The 23,979-nt window shown below is 46.3% G+C and carries 16 protein-coding genes and 1 pseudogene; 13 read left to right on the forward strand and 4 right to left on the reverse strand.

The annotated features are described in order from the left end of the window. Window positions 1-24: 24 nt before the first annotated feature. Together gerQ and M3202_RS16295 are read left to right on the forward strand one after the other, a co-directional pair. Entirely contained in the window at window positions 25-489 is a 465-nt protein-coding gene (gerQ, locus tag M3202_RS16285; protein ID WP_251224360.1) for a spore coat protein GerQ, read from the forward strand. 751 nt (window positions 490-1,240) lie between these two features. Further along, complete coding sequence (locus tag M3202_RS16295) at window positions 1,241-1,963, forward strand: AAA family ATPase (RefSeq protein WP_251224361.1); 723 nt, start codon at window positions 1,241-1,243, stop codon at window positions 1,961-1,963. Here the strand turns inward: M3202_RS16295 and M3202_RS16300 are convergent, their stop codons facing one another. Beyond that, entirely contained in the window at window positions 1,964-2,515 is a 552-nt protein-coding gene (locus M3202_RS16300; protein WP_251224362.1) for a DUF3231 family protein, read from the reverse strand. It abuts the gene before it with no gap. 426 nt (window positions 2,516-2,941) lie between these two features. On the opposite strand from M3202_RS16300, the gene M3202_RS16305 reads away from it, so the two are divergent. The 6 genes from M3202_RS16305 (at window position 2,942) to tatC (ending at window position 11,274) form a co-directional block, all read left to right on the forward strand. Further along, window positions 2,942-4,465 (forward strand): S-layer homology domain-containing protein, encoded by a 1,524-nt coding sequence (locus M3202_RS16305; RefSeq protein WP_251224363.1) that lies wholly within the window; start codon window positions 2,942-2,944, stop codon window positions 4,463-4,465. Between the two features lie 435 nt (window positions 4,466-4,900). Then, window positions 4,901-7,522, forward strand: a complete 2,622-nt coding sequence (locus M3202_RS16310; RefSeq protein ID WP_251224364.1) for an S-layer homology domain-containing protein — start codon at window positions 4,901-4,903, stop codon at window positions 7,520-7,522. A 398-nt stretch (window positions 7,523-7,920) separates the two neighbouring features. Beyond that, window positions 7,921-9,525 (forward strand): flavin monoamine oxidase family protein, encoded by a 1,605-nt coding sequence (locus tag M3202_RS16315; RefSeq protein WP_349775628.1) that lies wholly within the window; start codon window positions 7,921-7,923, stop codon window positions 9,523-9,525. 31 nt (window positions 9,526-9,556) lie between these two features. After that, entirely contained in the window at window positions 9,557-10,084 is a 528-nt protein-coding gene (locus tag M3202_RS16320) for a Rid family hydrolase (protein ID WP_251224365.1), read from the forward strand. Between the two features lie 30 nt (window positions 10,085-10,114). Then, window positions 10,115-10,318 carry a twin-arginine translocase TatA/TatE family subunit gene (tatA, locus tag M3202_RS16325; RefSeq protein WP_251224366.1) on the forward strand — a complete coding sequence of 68 codons (204 nt, stop codon included), beginning with the start codon at window positions 10,115-10,117 and terminating at the stop codon, window positions 10,316-10,318. Window positions 10,319-10,548: 230 nt separating this feature from the next. Then, window positions 10,549-11,274: a twin-arginine translocase subunit TatC gene (tatC, locus tag M3202_RS16330; RefSeq protein ID WP_251224367.1), complete on the forward strand. Its 726-nt coding sequence runs from the start codon at window positions 10,549-10,551 to the stop codon at window positions 11,272-11,274. 38 nt (window positions 11,275-11,312) lie between these two features. Here tatC and M3202_RS16335 read toward each other — a convergent pair whose 3' ends face one another. After that, entirely contained in the window at window positions 11,313-11,786 is a 474-nt protein-coding gene (locus tag M3202_RS16335; RefSeq protein ID WP_349775630.1) for a DUF4306 domain-containing protein, read from the reverse strand. Window positions 11,787-12,195: 409 nt separating this feature from the next. On the opposite strand from M3202_RS16335, the gene M3202_RS16340 reads away from it, so the two are divergent. Then, entirely contained in the window at window positions 12,196-12,693 is a 498-nt protein-coding gene (locus M3202_RS16340) for a competence protein ComK (protein WP_251224369.1), read from the forward strand. 61 nt (window positions 12,694-12,754) lie between these two features. Here M3202_RS16340 and M3202_RS16345 read toward each other — a convergent pair whose 3' ends face one another. Next, window positions 12,755-13,279: a sigma-70 family RNA polymerase sigma factor gene (locus tag M3202_RS16345; protein WP_251224370.1), complete on the reverse strand. Its 525-nt coding sequence runs from the start codon at window positions 13,277-13,279 to the stop codon at window positions 12,755-12,757. A gap of 362 nt (window positions 13,280-13,641) precedes the next feature. On the opposite strand from M3202_RS16345, the pseudogene M3202_RS22720 reads away from it, so the two are divergent. From M3202_RS22720 to M3202_RS16360, 3 genes and pseudogenes are all read left to right on the forward strand, one after another. After that, a pseudogene (locus tag M3202_RS22720) lies at window positions 13,642-13,812 on the forward strand (S-layer homology domain-containing protein); the annotation flags it as partial. A gap of 111 nt (window positions 13,813-13,923) precedes the next feature. After that, window positions 13,924-15,126: a type II asparaginase gene (locus M3202_RS16355; protein WP_432805980.1), complete on the forward strand. Its 1,203-nt coding sequence runs from the start codon at window positions 13,924-13,926 to the stop codon at window positions 15,124-15,126. Between the two features lie 174 nt (window positions 15,127-15,300). Then, window positions 15,301-17,265: an amidase family protein gene (locus M3202_RS16360; RefSeq protein ID WP_251224371.1), complete on the forward strand. Its 1,965-nt coding sequence runs from the start codon at window positions 15,301-15,303 to the stop codon at window positions 17,263-17,265. Window positions 17,266-17,455: 190 nt separating this feature from the next. Here the strand turns inward: M3202_RS16360 and M3202_RS16365 are convergent, their stop codons facing one another. After that, complete coding sequence (locus tag M3202_RS16365; RefSeq protein WP_251224372.1) at window positions 17,456-18,586, reverse strand: response regulator; 1,131 nt, start codon at window positions 18,584-18,586, stop codon at window positions 17,456-17,458. A 316-nt stretch (window positions 18,587-18,902) separates the two neighbouring features. Between M3202_RS16365 and M3202_RS16370 the strand changes: the two genes are divergently transcribed. Continuing rightward, window positions 18,903-23,966, forward strand: coding sequence for a collagen binding domain-containing protein (locus M3202_RS16370; RefSeq protein WP_251224373.1), 5,064 nt, complete (start codon window positions 18,903-18,905; stop codon window positions 23,964-23,966). The last annotated feature ends 13 nt before the right edge of the window (window positions 23,967-23,979 follow it).

Consider the following 23,979-nt stretch of genomic DNA (forward strand, 5'->3'; position numbering starts at 1 on the left):
ATGAAAAAAGGAGATGGCTTTCTCGTGAATAATGGAAATTCTAGTTTTTATCCAATGAGCAATCAGACTGGTTTTCAACCAGCTACTATGATGGGGAGCGATGCCCCGCAAAACTTTAACGGCCTCCAGGCGGGTATACCTTCTGGACCTGCGTATTCTGTGCCGGTTGTTCCGATGGGAACTGGGCAGCAGCTACCGACAGGCAGGATTGAAGAATCGTTTATCGAAAATATCCTGCGTTTCAACAAAGGTAAGGTTGGTACTTTCTACTTTACGTACCAAGGGAACAGCGAATGGAATGCAATGGTTTACCGTGGTCGTATTGAAACAGCTGGCCGTGACCACATCATCATCAGCGACCCTGCTAGCGGTAAACGCTACTTGCTGATGATAGCAAACCTTGACTGGGTAGAATTTGAAGAACGAATTAACTATCCTCACACGGAAATTAGTCCGGAAATCCAGGCGTCCATGGAAGTATCGGAGTAATAGAATAGAACACTAAAAAACAAGCTGCCAATGATTGGTGGTATATGGACGGAAAGCATTTTTTGAAAGAGTGAAAAGAGATAAGGAAGCTAACAAGAGCCAGTAATATTGGCTCCTTCAGACTTTTTTAGGTTCATGGCAACAAGCGTCCCCTGCATCAAATTTTTTTCACTCTTTTCAGGTTTGTCAAACGCAACCCAAGCTTTTGTTTCAAATCTGTAAAGACACGTTCCATCGTTTCTTGACGCTTTGTGTAAATCTTTATTTCTATCTGTATGCCGTTAGTGTCCGGCTTCATCCGAGGCATCCTGCCAACTGTCCCTTATTAAATTCTACTAGAAAAAGCGGACGGGATGGGAGGGCCGACTCCTGCAGGAGGAGAGGGCAGGTTGAAATCCACCGGCGTGCCGGTTAGTTCAACGCCCTCCTGCGGAAAGCGTGCCCCCCATCCCGGGAGCGAGGTCGAAGAGCTAAACCCTGACTACCGAAAAAGCCTGTCGACCGTCTCGCTTTTGCGAGACTTTGTCGACAGACTGAAAGAGCCAGTATATTGGCTCTTTATCCTGTTTAAATATATGTAGGTCTTATTTATTTTTATGGATTATATAAGAAGATGGATGTAATTTGAAACAATTGAAATGAGCCTTGCTACGAAGATGTAGGAAGGCTCATATCTTTTTTTGTACAAATGGGTTATGTCATATAGCCATGCTACAATAAAGGAACCAAATCAATCGAAAGGAACCGATTTATGTATTTAAAGAGAATAACTTTATTGCGTGACGACATTTCCTCATTTGACCGTTATCCTTATTCAATTCCGGCGATTAGCAGCTTGAACGAGCTTGAGCTGACGAAAAGCGTGACGTTTTTCGTCGGGGAAAACGGGTCAGGCAAATCGACGCTGCTTGAGGCGATTGCCGATAAATGTGACTTTCATACAGCGGGAGGGGGACGAAACAATTTTTATGAGGTGCATGCGGCGGAGGCGTCGTTAAGTGAACATATCCGTCTGTCGTGGATGCCAAAGCTGACAAACGGGTTCTTTTTACGGGCGGAATCGTTTTATCAGTTTGCGACTCATATTGAGGAGGTTGATGAGAATGGCTTTAAAGATTATGGCGGTCGTTCGCTTCATCAGCAGTCGCACGGGGAGTCCTTCCTCTCGCTTTTTCTCCATCGTTTTAAAGGAAAGGCGATTTATTTGCTTGATGAACCGGAGGCGGCCCTCTCACCAGCGAGGCAGCTGACATTTTTAAGGATTATGCGTGATTTAACGGCGAATAAGCAGGCTCAGTTTATCATTGCTACCCATTCGCCGATTTTATTAGGGTATCCGGAAGCGGATATTTTCAGTTTCGATGATGGCCGCATCTCTTTAACGAGATATGAAGAAACGGAACATTATCAACTAACGAAATATTTTCTTCAGCATCGCGAGAAAATGCTGGCTGAGCTTTTTGCCGATGAGTGACTATTCTGCTGGCGATCCAGGTGGAAAGTATGCAGGAGGCACCTTGAGCCAACCGCGTTTTTTCATTGATGCTTTTAAAATAGCGGATACATTGACCGCTTCCATTTGGAATTTCAGTAGCATTATACTGACATCATTTCGGACCGATTGTGAGATTCCAGTGGCACATAAGGTGATAGAGGTAGCCAGCTTTGCGCTGACGGCACTGGCTATTTCCGAGTCGGTCATTTTTGCCCCTTCTGGGATGGCTCGTGGGTCAGAGTCCGGCTTTTGTTCAGAGGCTGGCGGAAGTGGGACGCCTTCCTGTTGCAGGAACTTTTTTAGTGTTGTCACTTGATCACTGCACTTGCTTTGAATCTTTTTAAGAAGCTCCTGCAGTTCGGTATCTTCTGTCGTATTTAAGCAAATTTGTTCAAGCACCACGGTTTCTTCTAACAAGGCTAAATACGTCCAGCAAGTCATCACCTCTCCCACATGTATAGGTGGTTTACTATCATCGTCGTATAAGCTATGTAGAACTTTTGTTAAGGCTTCGACTGCATGAATCGGCATGGAATCATCTCCCCTGTAATGGAATCGTTGCAAGCTGATTTAATTTAGAAAGTATGCGGCGGGATGAAAGAATCAAAATGGTACTGAATAGGCAGGTGAGTAATGTACTGCCAACCCCCATCCAAATAAGAACTAAAAGCTTTTTATGGTAATTCGACATAAAAGGTGGCTCCTTTTTCAAGTTGTGTTATTAGTAATGACCAAAGAAAAGACGATTATGCGAAAAACAGCAGGCTATTTATTGAAAATGATTATCAATTATCCTTTGACAAATGAAATTACACAGTTTATCATAATTAGTAATGATAATCGTTATCAGTTATTTGTAGGGAGAAAGGAGGATTAAACTCAAAGGAGTTTCTTTTTTTGTTTGTTTTTCGGTGATAATGATTATCTATATCAATGAAAAGGAGGAAATGGAGAGCTGTGAAACACGATAAAGCTAAAAGGTCTGGTCTTATTGTATTCTTTTTCGTAATCGCTTTTATTGTCACAACCGTTGCTCCTGTCTCGGGGGAAAGCTGGTATTCGACTGAGGTGGAGGAGTTAACGGAACGAGGTATTCTTAAACCGGGGCAGTTTATCGCCGATGCTGAGATTACGCGTGCTGAATTTGCATCGCTCATCATGCGTGCCTTACCACTTGAGGAGGAGCTGTCTGCTTATTCCTTTCCTGATGTTGAAGAGGAAAAACATGATGTGGAAGCCGTCCGGGCTGTCACTGCTGCCCAAATGATGAACGGGTATCCGGATGGAAGCTTTCGCCCCGAAGATAGCCTGACGCGGGCTGAAATAGCCAAGGTTCTTTCACTGGCCTATCAAATTGAGCCAAGTGGGAAGGAGCTGCCTTTTTCTGATCTGACTGATTCCCATTGGGCGGCAGACTACATAGCGGGGCTTGTGTCAGAAGGAATGGTATCAGGGGTAACACCCGATCTTTATAAGCCGGATGAGCCGCTAACATGGGCCCAGGCGGCTGTGCTCATTCATCGGGCAAATGAAAGGAAAAGTGAGACCATAATAACGCCAAAGGAAGCAGCGGCTGACATTGTTGAGGTCGAAGCATTAAGCTCAGATGGACGGTTTCTTGAACTGACCTTTAGCGAGCCGGTTCATTCGGTTGATAAATCGCAATTTTCTATTTTTCATACAGCCTCCGGGCAAAAGCATGGCGTCGAGAGCATCGAGCTAATGGAAGACGGCCGAAAAGCGCTCGTCACGCTGTTTAAAGGAGCGGGACTGCTCGCTGTGGCAGATTACACAATTCAATATACCGTGGCAGGAGAAACGAGCACGTATCATTATTATCGCAACGAGTATCTTCGCATTCCTAAAGCTAAAATAACGGAAGTCGATGTGACGGACAGAGAGATCAGCATTTCCTATGGAAATGGGCAAAAAATCACACTAGAGGTGCCTGCGGAGATAGAAATCGATTTTGTGGATGCCTTTAATCGGGAAGCTGATATTTGGCACAACAGCTTAGGGGAACTGACTCTTTACAAATTGACGAATGAGGCCAAGGATGTTAAAAAGAACAGCAAATTTATCAACCAATTTAAGCTGGATGAGTTTATCTATATCGAAGGGCTTGAAGGCACGACGGTCCGCGGCTTGCATGATGAAATCGATTTAGCCGATTATGATGTCATTGTTAAAGGTCATAAAACAATTAGCGCGGAAGAGGTGAAGCAAGGTGACCTCCTCCTATTCAACAGCAGCGACAAGGTGGTGGAAGTGTGTACAAACCTCCTTACAGGCAGAATTGACGCTGTCTTTGCAGACGGTGTCGACATTGACGATGACTTCTATGAATATGACGGTTATTACTGGGCTCAACGGGATGAACGCCTCTATGATTTTGACTTAAAAATAGCGGAAGAGCTTGAAGGACGCCGGGTCACCGTCTTCTTAAATAAGGACGATGATGTTGTGTTTGTAAAGAGGTAATGGAGAAAAGAGCAGGTGAAAAGGCATAAGCCTTTCGATTCTGCTCTTTTTGTTTTGCAGGAAGGGTGATTAGTATTATTGACCAGATTAAGGATAAATCTCTCAATCTCGCTAACCTTTAGTGAGTCTTCCATCAATGCACGATTGAATAAAAGGTTTAATAAATCTAAGATGAACATGTACTTCGAACTGAGCTTGTCTTTTACATTCATTTCATCGCCAATTATTTTTGGGAAAGTAGAGACAAAATACATAAAATAATCTGAAATTCTCAAAAAGTGAACAAAAGTAGTTTACGAGACGAGAATTTATGGTAGATGAATGAAGGGGGTCAGTGAATTCTATTGGGAATGCTGATCAGGATTGGATGCTGGATCGGAACGGAGTCACTGTCACTTTGATTATTTTCTTACTAATAAGGAGGAATTATTTTCGATGAACAAGCACTCTAAAGCGTACCGTAAGTATATGGCGACAGGAATCGCGACGGCTATGGTGGCCACGATTGCTGCGCCGGTTGTCTCTCCATTGACTGTAAGCGCAGACGCCAGTCAGTTCTCTGATGTTGATGAAAATGCTTGGTATTATGATAATGTAAATTATTTGGTTGACAAAGGAGTTCTTGGCGGCTATACAGACGGTACACTTCGTCCATTAGGAACGTTGACTCGTGCAGAAGCTGCAAAAATGATCGCCGACTCACTTGAGATTGGTACAGATGCAAACGCAACCCTTAATTTCACAGATACAAAGAACGGTGTATGGTACACAGCTCCAGTCGCAGCGTTAGTAGAACGCGGCATTCTGAACGGCTTCCCGGATGGATCTTTCCGCCCGAATGCTACTGTCACGCGTGCTGAATTCGCGGTTATGGTAAAGGCTGCGTATATGCTTGAAGCGGAAGAAGGAACAGGAAACAACACGACGTTCCCGGACGTTGTAGCTGGTTCTTGGTATGAAGGAGCAGTTGAAACGCTTGTTAATCTTGGAATTGTTGGCGGTCGGACAAACGGAACCTTTGATCCGGGCGCAACGGTGCTTCGCGCTGAATCAGCTGCGTTCATACACCGTACAGAGGTACCAAGTGAGCGTATTGGTTACGAAGAAGATGAAGAGCTAAGCCTCGGTGACGTTCAAGTGACAACAAGCAACTCAGGCGTAACAAACGTAAGCGTTGAAGTAGCTGGTGCAACTGCAGGTCTAGGTGCTACAATTGAAATTTTCGAAGATGGCGCTACAGATGAAGAAGCTGTTTATTCTGAGTCTGTTCCAGTTGAAGCAGGTGTCGCTGCGGCTGATTTCAGCCAGCTTCCACTAGGTAATTATGTCGCCCGTGTTACAGTCGGCGAAGATGAAGAGGCGCTGACAGCTGAAGCGGAATTTACTGTTGAGGCGCTTGAAATCGAAGAAATTGTTGGAACAACAACAACTGTCGATGCGGAAGCAGAAGAGCAGTTCTTAACATTCTCAGTGAACGGTGAAGCTCTGCCAATGGCTTATCTCGAAGATATGGGCTATGAGTTTGAATTCCTTGCTTCAAATGATGATGTAGTTGCTGATGCACGTACGGGAGAGCTTGATGCAGCGAGCCTGCAAGCAGGTGAATCTTTCGACTATCAAGTAAGAGTAACAGGAGAGAATGACTTCGAACTGACGTCTGACGTGACAACTGTGAGCGTTGAAAGCTTCGCAACATCGATTGTGTCAATTGACGGCGCAGACATTCTTTTCAATGATGATGTCAACAGCGAAAGTGGCGTGATCAGTACATCTGATGATAACATCAGCCTTGCTGATATTGCTGTTGAATACCGCGATGGTGAAACAACTCGCTTAGCTGCCGATCACGTGGAAGGTGGAGAGCGCGTATTTGAATTCTCTTCTTCCGATCAGACGGTTGCCTTAATTGACGAGGATGGCGTGATTACGCCAATTTCTGATGGAGACGTGACATTCACGATTACAGCTGGCGGCGTTGACTATGAAGTTGAAGCGACTGTGACCTCTGAGGAAAGAGAAGCGACAGAAGCTGAAGTTTCCAAGGATGAAATCGGTCTTGTTATCAACGGCACTGATAACTTCGCTTTAACGGTAAGAGACCAGTTTGGCGATGCGGTAAAAGGATTTGCTGAATCGATTGAAGCTGTTGAAAACAGCGATGAGGAAACGATTCTAACAGCTGCCTATGATCCTGCTGACGGTACAGACCGTGAAGGAAAAGTTGTCGTGGATGTAAGCGCAGATAGCGCCAACGAAGGGACTGGCACATTGGAAATCGTCAATGAAGCAGGAGATGTTTTGGCTTCCCTTGATGTAACTGTTGATGCAGACCTTGAGGTTGCCAGCCGCTCGATTGAGCTTGTCAATCCATCCAGAGATGTAGAAGTCGATGTGAATCCGTTCAATGCCGATAACAATACACTTGAACTTGTTCTTAACGAGTACAATGAATCAGGCTTGAAGATCGGCGGTCATAACTTCAATGCGGAAGGTCGTTATACGATTGAATCTTCAAATGAGGACGTGCTTGAAGTAGGAGGCACACCGGCCGCTGATTCAACGGATGGTCGCTTCACGGTGGAAGCTGTTGCTGAAGGTACGGCAACGGTTCAAGTGAAAGAAGGATCAATCGTTCGTTATGAGACAGAAGTGACAGTCGCTGACACAACACCTGCGCTTGCTGGAGCATCATTCGTTGATGGTCTTGACATTACATCAACAGAAGCGTTAGCTGTTGAAGACATCATTGATTCTCTTACTTTCTCAGGTGAAAGAGGAGAGGCTGAAGTGACTTACGCGGTTAGTGATAACAATGAGTTAGTCATTAGCCTAAGTGATGACAATGAGACAGTAAGTGTCGCGACAATCAGCGCGTTCTCTGTGAACGTGAGCGATGCCGGATTCTATACTGATGAAGATGGTGACATCTTCTTAGGTGATGCAGAATTAGAAAGCGGCTTTGCTGCTGGTACGGAAGGCTCCATCGTTCTTCGTCTTAACCGCAGTGGTGCGAACAATGCGTTAATTACGACTGTGGTTACTGTCGATGTTAACTAATATTGTAAATGAATGAAAGAGGCTGGGGCAAAAGGTTGTTTTTTACCTTTTGCCCCAGCCTCTAAGCAATGAGCGGAACCGCCACGATCTTTTAAAGCCCGTTGTGAGTGGGTTTCTCACAACGGGCTTGTGGCGTGTGAAGCCATTGCCAATAGGTTCAAAGCTAGTTTTTTTTGGGGGAAAAGTGGTATAGGGACGGAGGGCAGCTTTGACCGGCGTTTTCAGAAAAGCTGCTGGACGGCTTTCTTATTGTCATGGCGCGGGTTTTCATCATCGTCAGGTTAGAATAGCGGAACCAATTTTCAAAAAAGTCTGTAAAATTATATCACAAAATAAAAAATATTCAGAAAAGATCAAATTATACTGATGATGAATCTACTAACAAGAGGAGGGTTAATTTGGAACAGAAACGCGGCATGACACGAAGAGACTTTCTAAACCGGGTTGGAAAGGTTGGAGGAGCAGTAGCAGTATTTGGAGCGATGGAGTCACTTGGGCTTTTATCAACATCAGCTTCAGCAAGTTCCTTTCAGCCTCCCACTCAAGGAGATTTAGCCCTTACTGGTAGAAATGGGAAGAGGATTCTCATCTTAGGAGCGGGGATTGCTGGAATGACGGCAGCCTATGAGCTTGGGAAAGCCGGCTATGACTGCCATATCCTTGAAGCCCGTCAGCGTACCGGTGGACGAAATTGGACAGTGCGCCGGGGCACCCGGGAGCAGGAAATCAACGGTGAGATGCAAACAGCGACTTATGATCCGGGGCACTATTTTAATGCCGGACCGGCGCGGATTCCTCAGCACCATGTGACGATGGATTACTGTAAGGAGCTTGGTGTTCCGTTGGAAGTATTCTCGAATGGAAACGAGCATGCTTTCTATTATCAGGAGAATGCCGGCGCACTGTCTAATCAACGTTACAGAAAATATGAAGTGAAGGCGGACGGGCGCGGGTATGTGGCGGAGTTGCTCGCCAAAGCGGTCAATCAATCGGCGCTTGACGATCCTTTGACAAGTGAGGATGCAGAGCGGTTGCTAGAATACTTAAGGAGAGAAGGCGGACTATCATCCGATTATACTTATCAAGGCTCAAGTGCTCGCGGTTACGCAGAGCTTCCGGGAGCCGGGGATCAGCCGGGCACGTTAGGACAGCTGCACTCATTTACTGATTTACTTCAATCAGGCATGATGAACAATTTCAGTTCAGAATACAGCTTTAACCAGCAGATGATGATGTTCCAGCCAATTGGCGGGATGGATCAAATTCCGAAAGCGCTTGAGAGGAAGCTTCCGGGTAAGATCACATTCGGAGCGATCGTCCGCGAAATCCGCCAGACAAATGGCGGAGTGCGAATCGTCTACACCACCGGATCTGGTGGAACCCAGTCGATGTCAGGAGATTATTGTATCTGTACGATTCCACTTCCGGTTTTGAAAAAAATCCCGGCTGACTTCAGCGCGGAAATGAAAAATGCGATGAACCAGATCGGCTATGCGACGACCGGAAAAATCGGCCTGCAATTTAAGAGCCGCTTTTGGGAAAACGAAGATCGCATTTATGGCGGAATCACGACGACGAATATGGATATTAACCAAATCTGGTATCCGTCTTCGGACTTCCTCGCGCAAAAAGGAATTTTGGTCGGCTATTATAACTTCGGAAATAATGCGGTGGCGCTGGGCAATATGTCATTAGCCGAGCGCCAGGCACACGCGCTGGCACAAGGGACGAAGATTCATCCTCAGTACGCCGCGGAGTTTGAAACCGGATTCTCTCTAGCGTGGCATAAGATCCGGTACAATGAAGGCGGATGGGCTTCCTATTCCGAGTCGGATTTGCAGAACTATTACCCAATCTTGAACAGACCTCAAGGACGCGTTTATTTGGCAGGGGAGCACTTAAGCTATTATACCGGCTGGATGGCAGGTGCATTTGAATCGGCACGCAAAGTGGTCACTGAAATTCACGAACAAGTCATGAAAGAAGAACCGGTATCGGCTTAATTTGAAAATGACTGGAGGATGATGAGTAAAGATGAAAAAAACGTTGAAAATGACACTGGCCTCCTGTTTTATCGGGACAAGCTTTCTAATAGGTTCCTTAGTAGGGGCGAATAGTGATAAACAGGCGATTGAAGAGCTTTCCGAGGTGACTTTTTTTGGAAACCCTTCTTCTTCGATCTCAAGCTCTGTCGCGATTCCAAGCGATTACAATGTTCTTTCCTTTAGCGGCACAGTCCCAAGCGCGATTAACAGCGAAGGGGCAACCTTGTATGAGCGGTACGGCGACACGAAAACACAGGCCATGTCGATTTTAGAAAAGTTTAAAGTCGACCTGGAGGAAAAAGGACTGTCACTGGCCGATGTTACCTATTTACGAGTCTATATTACACCTGATCCGATGAAAGGAAACGAGTTTGACTATCAGGGATGGTTTGACGCTTATGCCGAGTATTTTGATACGGAGAATACACCGAAAGTAGCCCGGTCAACGGTAGGGGTGAGCAGCCTGGTGAATTCAGACTGGCTGATTGAAATAGAAGCGGATGTTGCGTTTAAATAAGGCACGGAAAAAAGAGAGGAGTGAAAGGATATGTTCCTTCAAAATATTGGAATACCAGGTTTGATTCTGCTTTTAATCATTGCCCTCGTGATTTTTGGTCCGTCAAAATTGCCGGAAATCGGCCGGGCTTTCGGGCGAACGTTAACAGAGTTTAAGAGCGCGACGAGAGAGCTCGTGTCCGGTGAACCTGAAAAGGAACCGACTGAGCTGCAAAGCGCCGAAAAAAAGCAGTAATGGTTTGAGAAAAAAGAGGCGGTGAGGATGAGATAAAACGAGCTTTGCCCTGTTGGCGATAGCTTCATCCGTCAAAAGCCAGTTGTGAGAATGCGAAAGCTGCTGAAAAAGTGAAAATCCGTCCTTTTTCAGCAGCCTCCTCATTGCTTAGGGACTGGGCAAACGATAAACAACCTTTGGCCGGTCTCTGCCTTATTTTTACATGGTGAACGGGGAAAGGGAGTGTGTGTATGGAAGAGCTCAGGCTGGAGGAGCATTTGGGAGAGCTGAGAAAACGTCTGATTATTATCCTTGTTTTTTTTGTTCTCTCTTTTGCCGGTGCCTTCGCTTTCGTTCCTAACGTGTATGATTGGATTGTCGAAACGGCTGGTCAGCAGCTGGCGATTCTCGGACCGAGTGACATTCTGTGGATTTACTTCACGCTTGCCGGCTCGTGCGCGTTGATTATCACGACGCCGCTGATTCTCTATCAGCTTTGGAAATTCGTGGAACCAGCGATTACAGCCGAAGAAAAGGGTATCGTCGGTGTTTACATTCCGGCTGTGTTTTTATTTTTTATCATCGGCATTTTATTTGGTTATTTTATTTTGTTCCCGAGCGTGTTAGCATTCTTGCAAACGCTGGCGGAGGATCATCTCGTGATGATGTACACAGCCGAAAGGTACTTCGGCTTTTTGTTCAATTTAACGATACCGATCGGGCTTCTGTTTGAAATTCCGATCCTGATCATTTTGTTGACACGACTCGGCCTGCTGAACCCGGCGCGGCTGGCGAAGACACGCAAAATCGCCTACTTCGTGCTGACATTATTGGCGACGCTCGTCACCCCGCCTGATTTGATTTCCGCCTTGATCGTGCTCGCGCCTCTCGCTCTGCTCTATGAAATGAGCATTTCGATCTCGAAGGTTGTCTATAAACGACGGCTCGCCCGTCTTGAAGCGGTTAGTGAAACGTAGGCGGAAAGGCTTTAGGGGTTATCGCGAAAGGCTAAGCATCAGCCTTTTGCGATAACCCCTGTTTTGCGCAGCAAATAAGCAGCGAGAAGCGAGCTTGTGAGCGTCACCAGCCACATCACATTCAGAAAGGCTCGCACCCCATCCGTCGAAGAGCCGATGAATAGCAGGGATAACGCCAGATTGATTGCTGCCGCGCCAAATAAATAATAGCAAAAAGCCTTTGTGCGTTTGCTCAACAAATAGACGAGCAAACTAACAAAATAGAGTCCGCTTAAATAGAGTAGGATCGGAAACAGCGGTCTGAATTTCAGTGCATAGACAAAATGATCAATCACCAAAATCTCACCCGCATCCTCTATCCGGCCGCCGGTCAAAAGCTGGGTGAAAATCGCCGTATACTCCCATTCTCCCGGGTTGATTAACAGTTCACTCCCTTCATACCACGCTGCCAATAGAGAAAAAAGAAAGACGATCAACGATACCCCAATTTGCAGTAAAATGGTAAATGAAATAGGACTCCCTCCTTAGTTTGTTTCCTTTATAGTAAATAAAAGGGAAAGATTCTTCAATCTATTAGATCAGGATGCAGACTATAATTTTCAAAAAAATGAAAAAATTACTTGCGATCTGCAAGGAGAAAGATGTATAATTTAGGAGAAAATAGTATTATTTTCATAAATCTTTAGGTCGACAGAAGATCTAATGAAGAAGGGAGAGAAGTGGAGGCTGTAGGAAAATAGTAAGCTGGCATGCTGCTGATAAGATTGCAAATCTGTCATGGCACACGTTGCTGCCTGTTCACGAGGTGTAGCAGGCATTGTTCTCACTGGAATGTTTCTTTGTTTCCACATTGTTGCTTTGTTTTGCGTCGTCGATGGACAAGGTCTGACAAGAAACAATAATAAAATGGGGGAATGGAAAATGAAATCTTATTTTGTGAGTACGTACGAAATTCATGAAGAGACCCTTGCACTCTATCCACACCGCGATGTGGAATATCAGACGAAGGTCATTGAAATGGAAGCGGTTTATTATGTGAAGGAGCCTCCTTTGCGGATCATCGAGCAGTCCTGCAAGCTGAATGGTGCCTCCTATGCCGGCAGAAGGGAGTGGGCAGCCTATGTCACGAAGCATACATACAAACTCCCGATCCTCATTCAGGAGCGGGGCAGTATGATTGCCAGTCCGACTCATTCACCGGAGCATATTGACTGCATCTGGATTTTGACGGCCCATGTCACTGATCTTTACCCGGATCGTACCGGCCCGGATGAAAAGACAACGATTCATTTTCATACCGGATTAAAGCTGACCTTACCTGTTTCCTATGCCTCTTTCCGCTCACAGCTTCTAGTTAGCCGGGCGTGCCTCGGATATTTCCAGGCAAGGTCCTTACGGCACAAGCCGAAAAACTACTAAAAGAAAGAGGGTGCCGGGCCTGGGACAAATGGTTGTGCCCAGCCTTTAAGCCCGTTTTAGTCTACATTCCGTCGGCACCGGCCTCCCGGTGGAGAGGCTTGAACCTATCGCGCAATTTCTTTAGCGCCTGTTTCCGCCAGGACGCAACAGTATTGGGGGATACGCCCTGCTCGGTCGCAATTTGACCGAGCTTTTTTTGCTGGACAAAGGTTTCCAAAACCCATAGCCGTTCCCGGGCTGAAAGAGGATGAAGATACTCCTCAAGCGGTGCGGTGACCGCTTCAAACGCTTCTTCTGCATCGTTATCGGCGAGTCGATATGTGGTGTCGTCATCATGCAGCAAATGGCGCTCGCTGAAATGCTGTTCTTTCTTCATAAACATTAGCATATGCCCACGGACAACCTTCTGCGCATAGGCAGGGAATGCTCCCTTTTCAGGATCGAACTGGCAATACGCGGTCCAGAGGGCGATCATTCCGATTTGGTAATACTCCTCGTAATCCCGGTAAAGGTTCAGCTTTTGAATACAGCTTTTCAGTAATGGCTCGTAATCTGTTACAAGTTGTTCAAATGGTTGATCATGCATCGCTCTTTCCTTTTTCAGAAGCGCTTCTGCAAGATTCCGCGGTAGTCTTAGCGTACAAAAGAACAGACAAAGGGTCATCTTCTTAAATAGGGGAAACCGCCTTCGTTTAAAGGAGGATAACGCCGTTTTGGATACGCTGTTTAATGGAATTCAACAGAGCGCCCTTGTGAAATTGAGCCAAACCACCATTTTTTTTAAGGAAAGCGATTGTCTGTAGCACGATTTTTTTTGACCAGTGAGAAAAAAGCTCTGTTAGAAAATCTGTCAAAAATATGTATTTAGTTTAGCGAAATATTTTAAAATGGGTGGTGATTATTTCAAAAAGGAGGAAAAAAATGCAGCTTAAAGGCAAACATATGCTGATGATCATCTCGTTGCTCTTTTTTCTGGCGGTGACCCCGCTGACCACATTAGCCAATGAGGGCTTTTCGGATGTGGAAGGAGCGCTGAAGGATGAAATCATCGCAGCGTACGAGTTACATTTCGTAAATGGATTTCCAGATGGTACATATCGGCCTCAAGCTAAGGTAACGACGGGTCAATTTTCGATTATTCTTTCACGAGTGTTCCAAGAGAGTGGAATGAGCGTGGAGCTTGAAGAAGGAGATGCGACTCCGATTACAAGAGAGCAGGCTGCCCATTATATGAATCTTGGTTTACAGCTTGAACCAGCAAATGAAAGCTTCCGTGATGTCCCGGATGAAAGTGAATATGCCGGAGATATTGGCGCGATTGCCGACACGGGGCTGATCACCGGCTATTCGGCGGAGCGCTTCGGCTATGGCGACACGCTGACCCGTGCTCAGGCGGCGGCTTTGGCGGTTCGACTGTATGAATATATCGCACCGGCTGAAGAGCTTGACTTCACTGCAGATAACGAATTGCCGAACGTCGCGATTCTGGCGACAGGAGGGACAATTGCCGGTTCCGCGCCTTCCAATACGGCTACGACCGGTTACCAGGCCGGCGCGATTGCGATTGAAACTTTGATTGAAGCGGTTCCTGAGATGGAGGAGATCGCCAACATTAGCGGCGAGCAAATCGTCAGTGTCGGCAGTCCGAACATTACGAATGACACTCTTCTTACATTGGGCAAACGGATCAACGAACTGCTGGCTACCGACGAAGTTGATGGAATCGTCGTCACTCATGGTACGGATACGCTTGAAGAAACAGCCTATTTCCTCAATCTCGTTGTCAAAAGTGAGAAGCCGGTTGTCGTCGTAGGAGCAATGAGACCGGCGACGGCGATTAGCGCCGATGGTCCGATGAATCTTTACAACGCTGTACTCGTAGCGGGAGATGAAGAAGCGAAAGGCCGAGGCGTCCTTGTAACCTTTAACGACCGGATCGGCGCGGCGAGGGAAGTAACGAAAACAAACACGACGGCGCTGGATACGTTCCGCTCAACCGAGCAAGGCTATTTAGGAAGAATTGTTGGCGGCAAACCGTATTTTTATAACGAAACAACACGTAAGCATACGACGGAAACCGTCTTTGATATTAGCAATCTATCAACATTGCCGCAGGTTGATATTATTTACGGCTACCAGAATGACAATCGCTATATGTATGATGCCGCTGTTGAAAATGGGGCAAAAGGAATTGTTGTCGCCGGATCAGGTAATGGTTCGATGTCAAGCATTAGCGCGGAAGGGGCCCAAGCCGCAACAGAAAAAGGTGTTCATGTCGTGCGCTCGACCCGCGTCGGCAATGGTACGGTTTCGGAAAGAAGCGCCTTAACGGCTGATTCTCTTAACCCGCAAAAGGCCCGTATTCTATTAATGCTTGCTCTGACAGAAACCGATGACCCGGCTGAGATTCAGAGGTTCTTTAACGAATATTAAGCTTAGTAGTCCGATGGTCAGCGAAAGCCATAGACCTTTGAAGGAAGGGGTCGGGCATAAAGGGAACAAAACAACCTTTTTGCCCGGCCCCTTGCAGTGATTCCTTTCTGGGCGCATTTTAGTGGAAAGAAGCTGCTTTTTTCTCTTTAACTTTAATTCAATTAGGAGGGAACTATGCGAAACGAGATGAAACAACTGTTTATGGTCATTTCATTTTTATCGGTGCTGTTCGTGAGTCCGCTCATGACATTGGCGGAAACGGATGTCTTTTCCGACATACAGGGGCAAATGGGGCAGGATATTATGGAGGCCTATGACCTTCAATTGGTCAACGGGTATCCTGATGGAACATACCGGCCAAACGAGGAAGTCACGACTGCTCAGTTTTCAACGATTTTATCGCGCGTCTTTGCAGAGCATGAAGTGGACGTGTCGCTTGGCATCGGCGATGCCACACCTCTCACACGGGAAGAAGCGGCTTATTATATGAATCTGGGACTTGGATTGGAAAAGCAGGCTGAAGGTTTCAGCGACGTGCCTAATTCCAGTCCGTATGCCGGAGATATTGGCGCGGTTCAGCAGACAGGAATCATTACCGGCTATAGCGAAAGCCATTTTGGCTATGGCGATACATTGACCCGGGCCCAGGCAGCTGTATTTGCTCTTCGTGTCTATCACTATCTCGATCCATTTGAGCTTGAGGAAACGACGATTGCCGATATTCAGGCGGCGATGGATCGTGGGAAGCTGACAGCCGAAGAGCTTGTCGGAATGTATCTTGAGCGGATTGACTTATATGATCAGCAAGGGCCGGCGATTAATTCGATTATTACGATTAACCCGGAGGCCGAAGCGATTGCGCGGGATTTGGACCAGGAACGCGCTGTAAGCGGACCGCGCAGCCCGCTGCACGGGATTCCGGTCGTCGTGAAGGATAATTTTGATACAGTAGATATGGCGACAACAGCCGGCTGTCTATGTTTAAAAGATTCCTTCCCGCTTGATGATGCCGAGCAAATTAAGCTATTGAAAGACGCTGGGGCGATCATCATTGCGAAAGCGAATCTGCATGAATTTGCATTCGGTATTACAACGGTCAGCTCACTCGGCGGGCAGACGCTTAATCCGTATAATCTCGATTATTTGCCCGGCGGATCAAGTGGGGGAACAGGGGCGGCGCTGGCGGCGAACTTTGCTGTTGCCGGACTTGGGACGGACACCGGCGGGTCAATCCGGATTCCGGCCGCCTTTAACAGCCTGGTCGGGATCCGCCCTACTATCGGGCTAACGAGCCGCGACGGCATCATTCCGTTAGCCTTGACACAGGATGTCGGCGGGCCTCTCGCGCGGACGGTCGCGGATGCGGCGCATATGCTTGATGCGACCGCGGGCTATGATGAGAAAGATGTGGTGACCGCGTGGAGCAAAGGACAAATCCCGGCTAGCTATACTGATTATCTGGATGTTGATGGCCTGCAAGGAGCGCGAATTGGCGTCGCTCGCGAGCTGTTTAGTGATGCGGCTGAAAGTGAGGAGGTTAATCGCCTTGTCGAGCAGGCTGTCCGGGACATGGAGCGTCTCGGTGCGGAAATGATTGACATTACCTTGCCGAATCTTGAGGAAATCAGTCAGTATCCAAGCTTGAGCAGCTGGGAATTCAAATTCCAATTAAATGATTATCTAGCTGAATTGGGACCGGACGCCGCCCATCAATCGTTAACCGATATTATCGAATCCGGTGACATTGAAGAATCAATGAGAGATTCCTTGATTGCAAGAAATGAGCGCGAATCATTGGATGAAGAAGAGTATAAGGATATTGTTCTTTTCCGCACAAGGCTCACGCAGGAATCGATTATGAAAGTGATGGCCGATCATGAGTTGGATGCGATTGTTTATCCGACAACGACACATCCGGCGGCAATGGTCGGTCAAAGCCAGACTTCTGGCGCAAATAACCGTCTCTCGGCCTTCAGCGGCTTTCCGGCGATTTCTCTTCCGGCCGGATATACGTCTGTTGGAACACCGGTTGGCGTTGAATTGCTGGCTGGCCGTTTTGAAGAACCGACATTACTTAAACTCGGTTACTCATACGAGCAAGGAACGCGGCATCGAAAAGCGCCTGCTCTACTTCAATAAGAAAGTTGAAAAGCATCCCAGGGCCGAGGCCTTCCGGGATGCTTTTCGTATGAATCCTTTTGAAAACGATTTCAACAAATGAGCAGGAGAAAAAAGCTTGGATGATCTGCCTGCAAGTTCGTTATGTAAATCAGTCTTCTTTTTTAGAATGTGAGCGAGTAGCCTTCTGGTGGTATTTCCATGGAAGCACTCATTGACCATGCTGGATACGCGCATACAGCCTTTGCGTTTTTTCTTCCGGCTCCAGGCCGATGTCGTTAAGAATGGTAGCTTTAAAGTGTTCATACACTTGGAGCGCCTTCGCTCGGGAACCGGCTTTCGTATACGCGATCATCAATTTTTGCACGACATGTTCAGCGTACGGACTCAGCCTTTGCAGCCAATGAAGGTATTTGATCTGCGAGGAGGATAGCCCGGCTTCTTCAAAATAGCTGGCCAGTCTGTCGAGCTGCACGATCATTCGTTCATGTAAATAGCTCGCCTTGGCGTGAGCCCATTCATACCCCTCCTGCTCGAGATAGCCCCCGGTGTAAAGCTCAAGCGTCTTCTCAATGGTGTTAATCGTTTCATGATTGACTGCATGACAGGTGTCAAGTGTATGTTCAAAAGTATCAGCATCGCATTGATAATTTGCGAGAGACAGCTGATAATACTGGCTCGAAAAAGTAATACTCTCTTCAGTTCCGATCGTAGCAAGCAATTTTCTTAAATAGGTCAGAGAGGTATGCAGCTGGATTTTTGCTTTCCGATATTCATGGTTAGTCCACAGCTGGTCAATAATTGTGTCCCGGTGTACAGGAGTGTTAAGGTGCATAAACAGATAAGCGAATAACTCTTTAACCTTCAATGTTTTCCATTTGACCGGTGTATTGTAGATTTTTACAGAGAAATGATGAAAGCAGTTGATTTGTAACGGCGCATTCTCCATTACCTTTGGAGGAACGGAGAGGCTATTAGTCTGTTCCAGCTTTTTCTTCACTCTCGCTATCGTTTTCTCTAAACGGTGCCGCAGGATCGGTTTTAGTATGTAATCGACCGTATCTTGTTCAAAAGCAGCTACGGCATAATCTGTATAGCCGGTGACAAACACAATTTGAACGGTCGGCTTCCACTTTTGTATTTCGCTGGATAACTCTAACCCGTTTATCATTGGCATTTCAATATCCAAAAAGGCGACATCGAAATCGATCATCGCTAATTCCTTCATCATTTTCTCACCGCTGGAAAATGAAGCGACAACAGTAACATCTACTTCCTCTAAATTTCGGACCAATCTTTGGCGAGAGAGTTCTTCATCCTCAACAACGATTGCTCGAATCATGACATTCCCTCCTTCTTCCTAAATAATTTTAATTTTTATATTACAAGTAACTTACTATAACTTCCATTCAATATTTGTCGATTGAAAGCGGCTTTATCAATCAGAAAGATAAAATGATCCTTTTGGCATAGTTCTAAATGTCTGCGAAGTGCAAATATTTTCTTTTTCATGAACGGGCATTTCATGGGAAACGGGCGTTGTATAAGTGTTTTGTAAGAAAAGATAAAGAGCTGAATAAGAGTGCTTGCTTATGATGACACAGTAAAAGCCGAATCATGTAAGGCTTAATTTCGGAAGGAAAAGGAGGAAGCAGCAATTGGTTAGAAAAATTGGTTTAGCTGCTTTTATTTTGCTGTTTGTCATGCAAACACTGACGCTAAATATGGGAATGGTACCTCGCGCAAGTGCTTCGCAACAATCAATTTTTACAAATGTAGTGCTGACGGATCAAAATGGCAAACGCATTGATGAAAGTACGGCAGTGGATAAAAACTCGTTAGTCCATGTACATATTGGTTGGGAACTCAATCAACATGTCACTAAAGAAACATTTTCGCTGACATTGCCTAAGGAACTAACAATCTCTCAGGAACAAAGTGGTGTCTTAAACGGAGAAGGCGGGATGAACGCCGGGACGTATCGCGCCACTACGAATGGAACCATTACAGCGACGGTCGACAGCCAGCAACAAGGAAAAGGCATATTTATGCTTAAGGCTGGCTTCAATCAGGGGATGGTCCAGGACCGTGATCACATGCAACTTAGCATTTCTGCCGGTGGAAAGGCATATACGAGCACGATTGCTTTTACTGACAAGATAAAAGCCGCAGAAGCTGAAATGCCTGGAGAACAGGAAGAGCAAGAGCTTCCTGCTTCTGAGGAAGAGACAGCAGAAGTGGAGGAGGACTTCAGTTCAGAGGACGGAGTAGAAGAAGGAAACGAACAGGGACAGGACTCCAATTCAGCAGATGAAATGGAGGAAGGGAACGAGCCGGATGCTGAAGACGGAACCAAGGAAGAACATCCAGATCCAGAAGCCGGTCATGATGATGAGGGAATGGATTCAACTGAGCCGGATGCAGACAACCCAAGCGATGTAGATCAGGAGACAGAAGCTGGGGAAGGCCAGGAAGATAGTGCGGAGGACGTTCTGGAGGAAGAAACGGATCAGGAGCCAGTTGAGGAAGAGGCTGAGGCCATCGAGGACGAAGAGGGGCTGTTAGATGAGTTTCTTGAACAAAATGATCCCACTATCATTTCAGAAGCTATTATTACGAGCGTCCTGTTGAAGGATGAAGATGGCAACGAGATTCATTACGAAGAACATCCAGGCAATCAGCCCTCGTTAGGTGACATTGTCGAGCTCCATTTTAATTGGAAATTAGAAAACGGTCACGGCTACAAAGCAGGTTCTACCTTTACTTTTTATTTGCCTGACGTTTTTGAAGTCTATAATGAGGTGGACGGAGAACTCGTCTTCGGCTCGACTAATGTGGGAGCATTTGAGCTTGGGATGGATCGAAAAGTAACGATGACGTTCAATGACAAAATTGAACAGCTTTCTAACATTATCGGTACGCTTACGTTCTGGACAGGGTTTCGGGAGGATCTTGGCGGAGACATTATTCAGGAAATCATCTTCGAGGTCGAAGATCGGGTCATTGCCGTCATTCCCATTCATTTTCAAGGGCGACCAGGCAGCACGCTGGAAAAGCGCGGAACTCCGGACAAAGGCTATAATGCAAAAGAAATTACATGGACGATTGATGTAAACAAAGGACTTGATTCGATCGAAGGAGCCGTTCTGGATGATCCGATTGAGGACGGTCAGGCCTTTCAGCCAGGCTCAATGGAAGTGTATGAGCTGAATATGCAGCTGGATGGCAGTGCGGTACAGGGCGATCAAGTAGCCGTTGGAGATGGCACGTTCCCGCTCGTCTTTGGCGACATTTCAACCGCCTATCGGGTTACCTTTAAAACGGATGTCATTGATAAGAACGCCACCTCTTATAAAAATAAAGCGATTTTAAAAGGCGACAATGTCTCTGATCGGGAAGCTTCGGCGGAAGTAGAGACCCGTCGCGGGAAGCCGTTAGAAAAGAGAGCTGCTCATTATGATGCTCCTAATCAGGTCATTACGTGGGAAATCAAATTTAACTACAATGAAAAATCAATTCCTAAAGACGCGGCGAAATTAACTGATCTGTTTTCAGCTAGTCATGAGCTTGTTGACGGCTCCTTTAACGTGTATCAAGTAGAGATTAATGAAAACGGAGAGGAAGCTGGACAGACTGATTTTGCCAATTATTCCGTTAACCCAGGCAAAAACGGGTTTGAGCTGCAATTTAATGAGGACATTTCCCATGCCTATAAAATTATTTATCAAACGAGATCAAAAGACCGTGTCTATCAAGGCGACACAGTCAAAAATAAAGTAGAATTCGGCGAACAAGAATCCTCTGAAGTGCAGCCTATCAGGCAGCAGATTCTTGAAAAGAGCAACAGAGATGCTGACTATAAAGAGAAAACAACGAATTGGACGATTGCATTTAATAAAGACTCTCACGAAATGAATAACGTTGTGCTGACAGATGAATTTACGAATAAAGGGTTAAGCTTTATTGAAGACAGCTTGGTTATTACGGGCCCTGATGGACCTCTGGAAAAAGAACAGGATTATGAGCTTGAACGGCTTCCTCTTGATGCCGGCTTTACAATTACATTTTTAAGCCCAATCAGTAAGCCGCATACGATAACATACACAACAGGCTTTGAGTATGAGACACGTCAAGATAAAACGAAAAACTTCATCAATGAAGCCCTTTTAACGTGGACGGATGTTGATGGGAAGGACAGGGAACTCAAAGCGGAGGCCGTGTTCAACCCGGATCGGTATACGCAAAACAATGGCTTTAAGTATGGCTCCTACAATGCGATTACAAAGGAAATTACTTGGAATGTCGGCTTGAATTATAACTTGAGCGAACTGGAGAATGTTGTCGTAACAGATTACATTCAAGGCAATCAGCAACTTCTTGAAGACTCGATAACAGTCTATCATATGGAGTTGACAGGCGGTGCTGACGGGGTGAGGCTCGGAGAACCATTGCAACCGAATACGGATTATTCACTTAGAATGATAGAGGGTGATGATGGGGAGCCGGGATTTGAAATCTCTTTCCCGGGCACAATCACAACACCATATTGGATCACGTACAAAACAAGTTTAGCGGAGCAGCTTATTAAAGACCGCTATCACAATAGCGCGACAGTTCAAAGTGAAAACGATGACACACTTGAGCTTCATGCTTCGCTTTCCATTAACCATGGCGGCGAATTCACAGGGAAAACAGGAACGCAACATGGTAAGGTCATCGATTGGCAAGTGAAGATCAATTATAGCCAGTCTCATATTTCCAATGCTGTATTGACCGACCGGCCAAGCTCGAATCAAATTTTAATGCGCGATTCATTTAAGCTTTATGCGACGAATGTCGATGAAGAAGGCAATCTATCAAAGGGAGAGCAATTGAATTTTGGCGAGGATTATTTGCTTGAATTTTTAGAGGATGAGAACGTGGAGTACTTTAAGCTTCACTTCAAGCGCGATCTTGATCGTGCCTATCTTCTGGAATATCAATCTTATATTAGTGCTAAGCATGAAGATAGCGTGACGAATACAGCAGTTTTATCGGGCGAGCATATTACAATAGAAGAAACAGAATCAAATGAAACGATTATTGTCAGATTTACGGATGGCTCCGGAACGGGGAGCGGTGTAACAGGAAGCCTCGAAGTGACGAAGGTCGCTGCCGAAACTGATAAACCGTTAGCGGGCGCGCGTTTTACACTCTATGACAGTTCGGGAACCATTGCCATCAGAACGTTGGAAACCGGAGCTGACGGGAAGGTGAAATTTGAGAATTTGTTGTATGACGAATATTTATTGAAGGAAGCCAAGGCCCCGGAAGGGTATGTCGTCGGCATTACGGACACATTGCTTGTGGCAATTGATGGGGACAATGCAGTCAAAGTTGAAAACCGAAAGCTGAAGCGGGCGGTTCAGCTTGAGAAGCTTGATCAAGATACACGGGAAACATTAGAGGGAGCTGTGTTTGAGTTGCAGCAAAAACAAGGAAATGAATTTGTTACGCTTGAGCAACTGACGACGGATGAAGACGGTGTGTTATTACGTCACGACCTGGAACCGGGCGAGTATCAATTCGTTGAAGCCATTCCTCCTTTCGGATATGAGCTTGATCAGACGCCAATTCCATTTACGATCACTCACAACCAAGTGGAATTGATCAAGTTGCAAATGGAAAATACGATTGTATTGGGAGCGGTTGAGCTTGTAAAAGCTGACAAGGACGAACCGACACTAGTTTTGGAAGGAGTCGAATTTGAGCTTCAAGATAGTCAAGGAACGACGCTACAGACCGGCTTAACGACGGATCAGGACGGCAGGCTGATTGTTGGCGACTTACGGCCGGGAACGTATCAATTTGTGGAAACGAAAGCAGCCGAACATTACATGCTTCCTGATAAACCGTTTGGATTTACGATTGTCAAAGGGCAAGAAGAGCGGCTGATTGTTAGCATCGAGAATCAATTGATACCGGGCGCTGTGGAACTGACTAAGGTTGATCGCCGAAATCATGGAAATGTGCTTGCCGGGGCGGAATTTGAGTTGCAGAACCGCCACGGCGTAACGTTGCAAGCGGGGTTAACGACAGACGAAAATGGAAAGCTCGTTGTCGATGAACTGCGACCGGGTTCCTATCAATTTATCGAAACGAAGGCACCGGCCGGCTATCGGCTTGACCAGACACCCCATCCATTCACAATTGAAGTAGACCAAAAGGAGAGCGTTAAACTTCTTGTTGAAAATCAGCGCCGCAGCTCTGGTGGAGGAGGCGGTGGACCAAGACCGCCTGAGGATCCGGACGAGGTGGAAGACGAAGAACCAGAAGAGCCGGGTGAGCATGATGGTGAAGAACCGGGTGATCACGACGAGGAAGAACCAAGTGGCAATGATGGTGAGGAGCCTGGTGACCATGGAGACGGTGATGATCCAGGTCATCCGGAAGAGCCGGGTGACAATGGCGGAGATGATCGACCAGAGCCGGGTCCTGGATCCGGAGATAACCCGGGGGATGGCGGGAAAGAAGATGATGAGGAACATCCGAATGGCGGCGGAGCTGGAGAGGGGAAGACGCCAAATGACCGCGAGCCAGCGTTAGAAAAAGAAACAAATTCAGGACAGCAGCTTCCGCAAACAGGGGAAGAAAAACTTCTTTATATGCTAATCCTTGGAGTCATTTCCCTCATGCTCGGGGGCGGAATTCTTCTTCATCGCCGATTCAAAACAATTGAGTAAGGGATCAAGTGAT

The organism is Halalkalibacter oceani (genome assembly GCF_023715605.1).
Taxonomy (GTDB): Bacteria; Bacillota; Bacilli; order Bacillales; family Bacillaceae_D; genus Halalkalibacter; species Halalkalibacter oceani.

What these genes read in the sequence shown, in the direction of transcription:
- M3202_RS16355 (WP_432805980.1), top strand. Translation starts at nt 13,924, where the DNA reads ATGAATCTTGGTTTACAGCTTGAACCAGCAAATGAAAGCTTCCGTGAT.
- tatA (WP_251224366.1), top strand. Translation starts at nt 10,115, where the DNA reads ATGTTCCTTCAAAATATTGGAATACCAGGTTTGATTCTGCTTTTAATC.
- M3202_RS16320 (WP_251224365.1), top strand. Translation starts at nt 9,557, where the DNA reads ATGAAAAAAACGTTGAAAATGACACTGGCCTCCTGTTTTATCGGGACA.
- M3202_RS16345 (WP_251224370.1), bottom strand. Translation starts at nt 13,279, where the DNA reads ATGCATGATCAACCATTTGAACAACTTGTAACAGATTACGAGCCATTA.
- M3202_RS16340 (WP_251224369.1), top strand. Translation starts at nt 12,196, where the DNA reads ATGAAATCTTATTTTGTGAGTACGTACGAAATTCATGAAGAGACCCTT.
- M3202_RS16295 (WP_251224361.1), top strand. Translation starts at nt 1,241, where the DNA reads ATGTATTTAAAGAGAATAACTTTATTGCGTGACGACATTTCCTCATTT.
- M3202_RS16365 (WP_251224372.1), bottom strand. Translation starts at nt 18,586, where the DNA reads ATGATTCGAGCAATCGTTGTTGAGGATGAAGAACTCTCTCGCCAAAGA.
- M3202_RS16310 (WP_251224364.1), top strand. Translation starts at nt 4,901, where the DNA reads ATGAACAAGCACTCTAAAGCGTACCGTAAGTATATGGCGACAGGAATC.
- M3202_RS16300 (WP_251224362.1), bottom strand. Translation starts at nt 2,515, where the DNA reads ATGCCGATTCATGCAGTCGAAGCCTTAACAAAAGTTCTACATAGCTTA.
- M3202_RS16360 (WP_251224371.1), top strand. Translation starts at nt 15,301, where the DNA reads ATGCGAAACGAGATGAAACAACTGTTTATGGTCATTTCATTTTTATCG.
- tatC (WP_251224367.1), top strand. Translation starts at nt 10,549, where the DNA reads ATGGAAGAGCTCAGGCTGGAGGAGCATTTGGGAGAGCTGAGAAAACGT.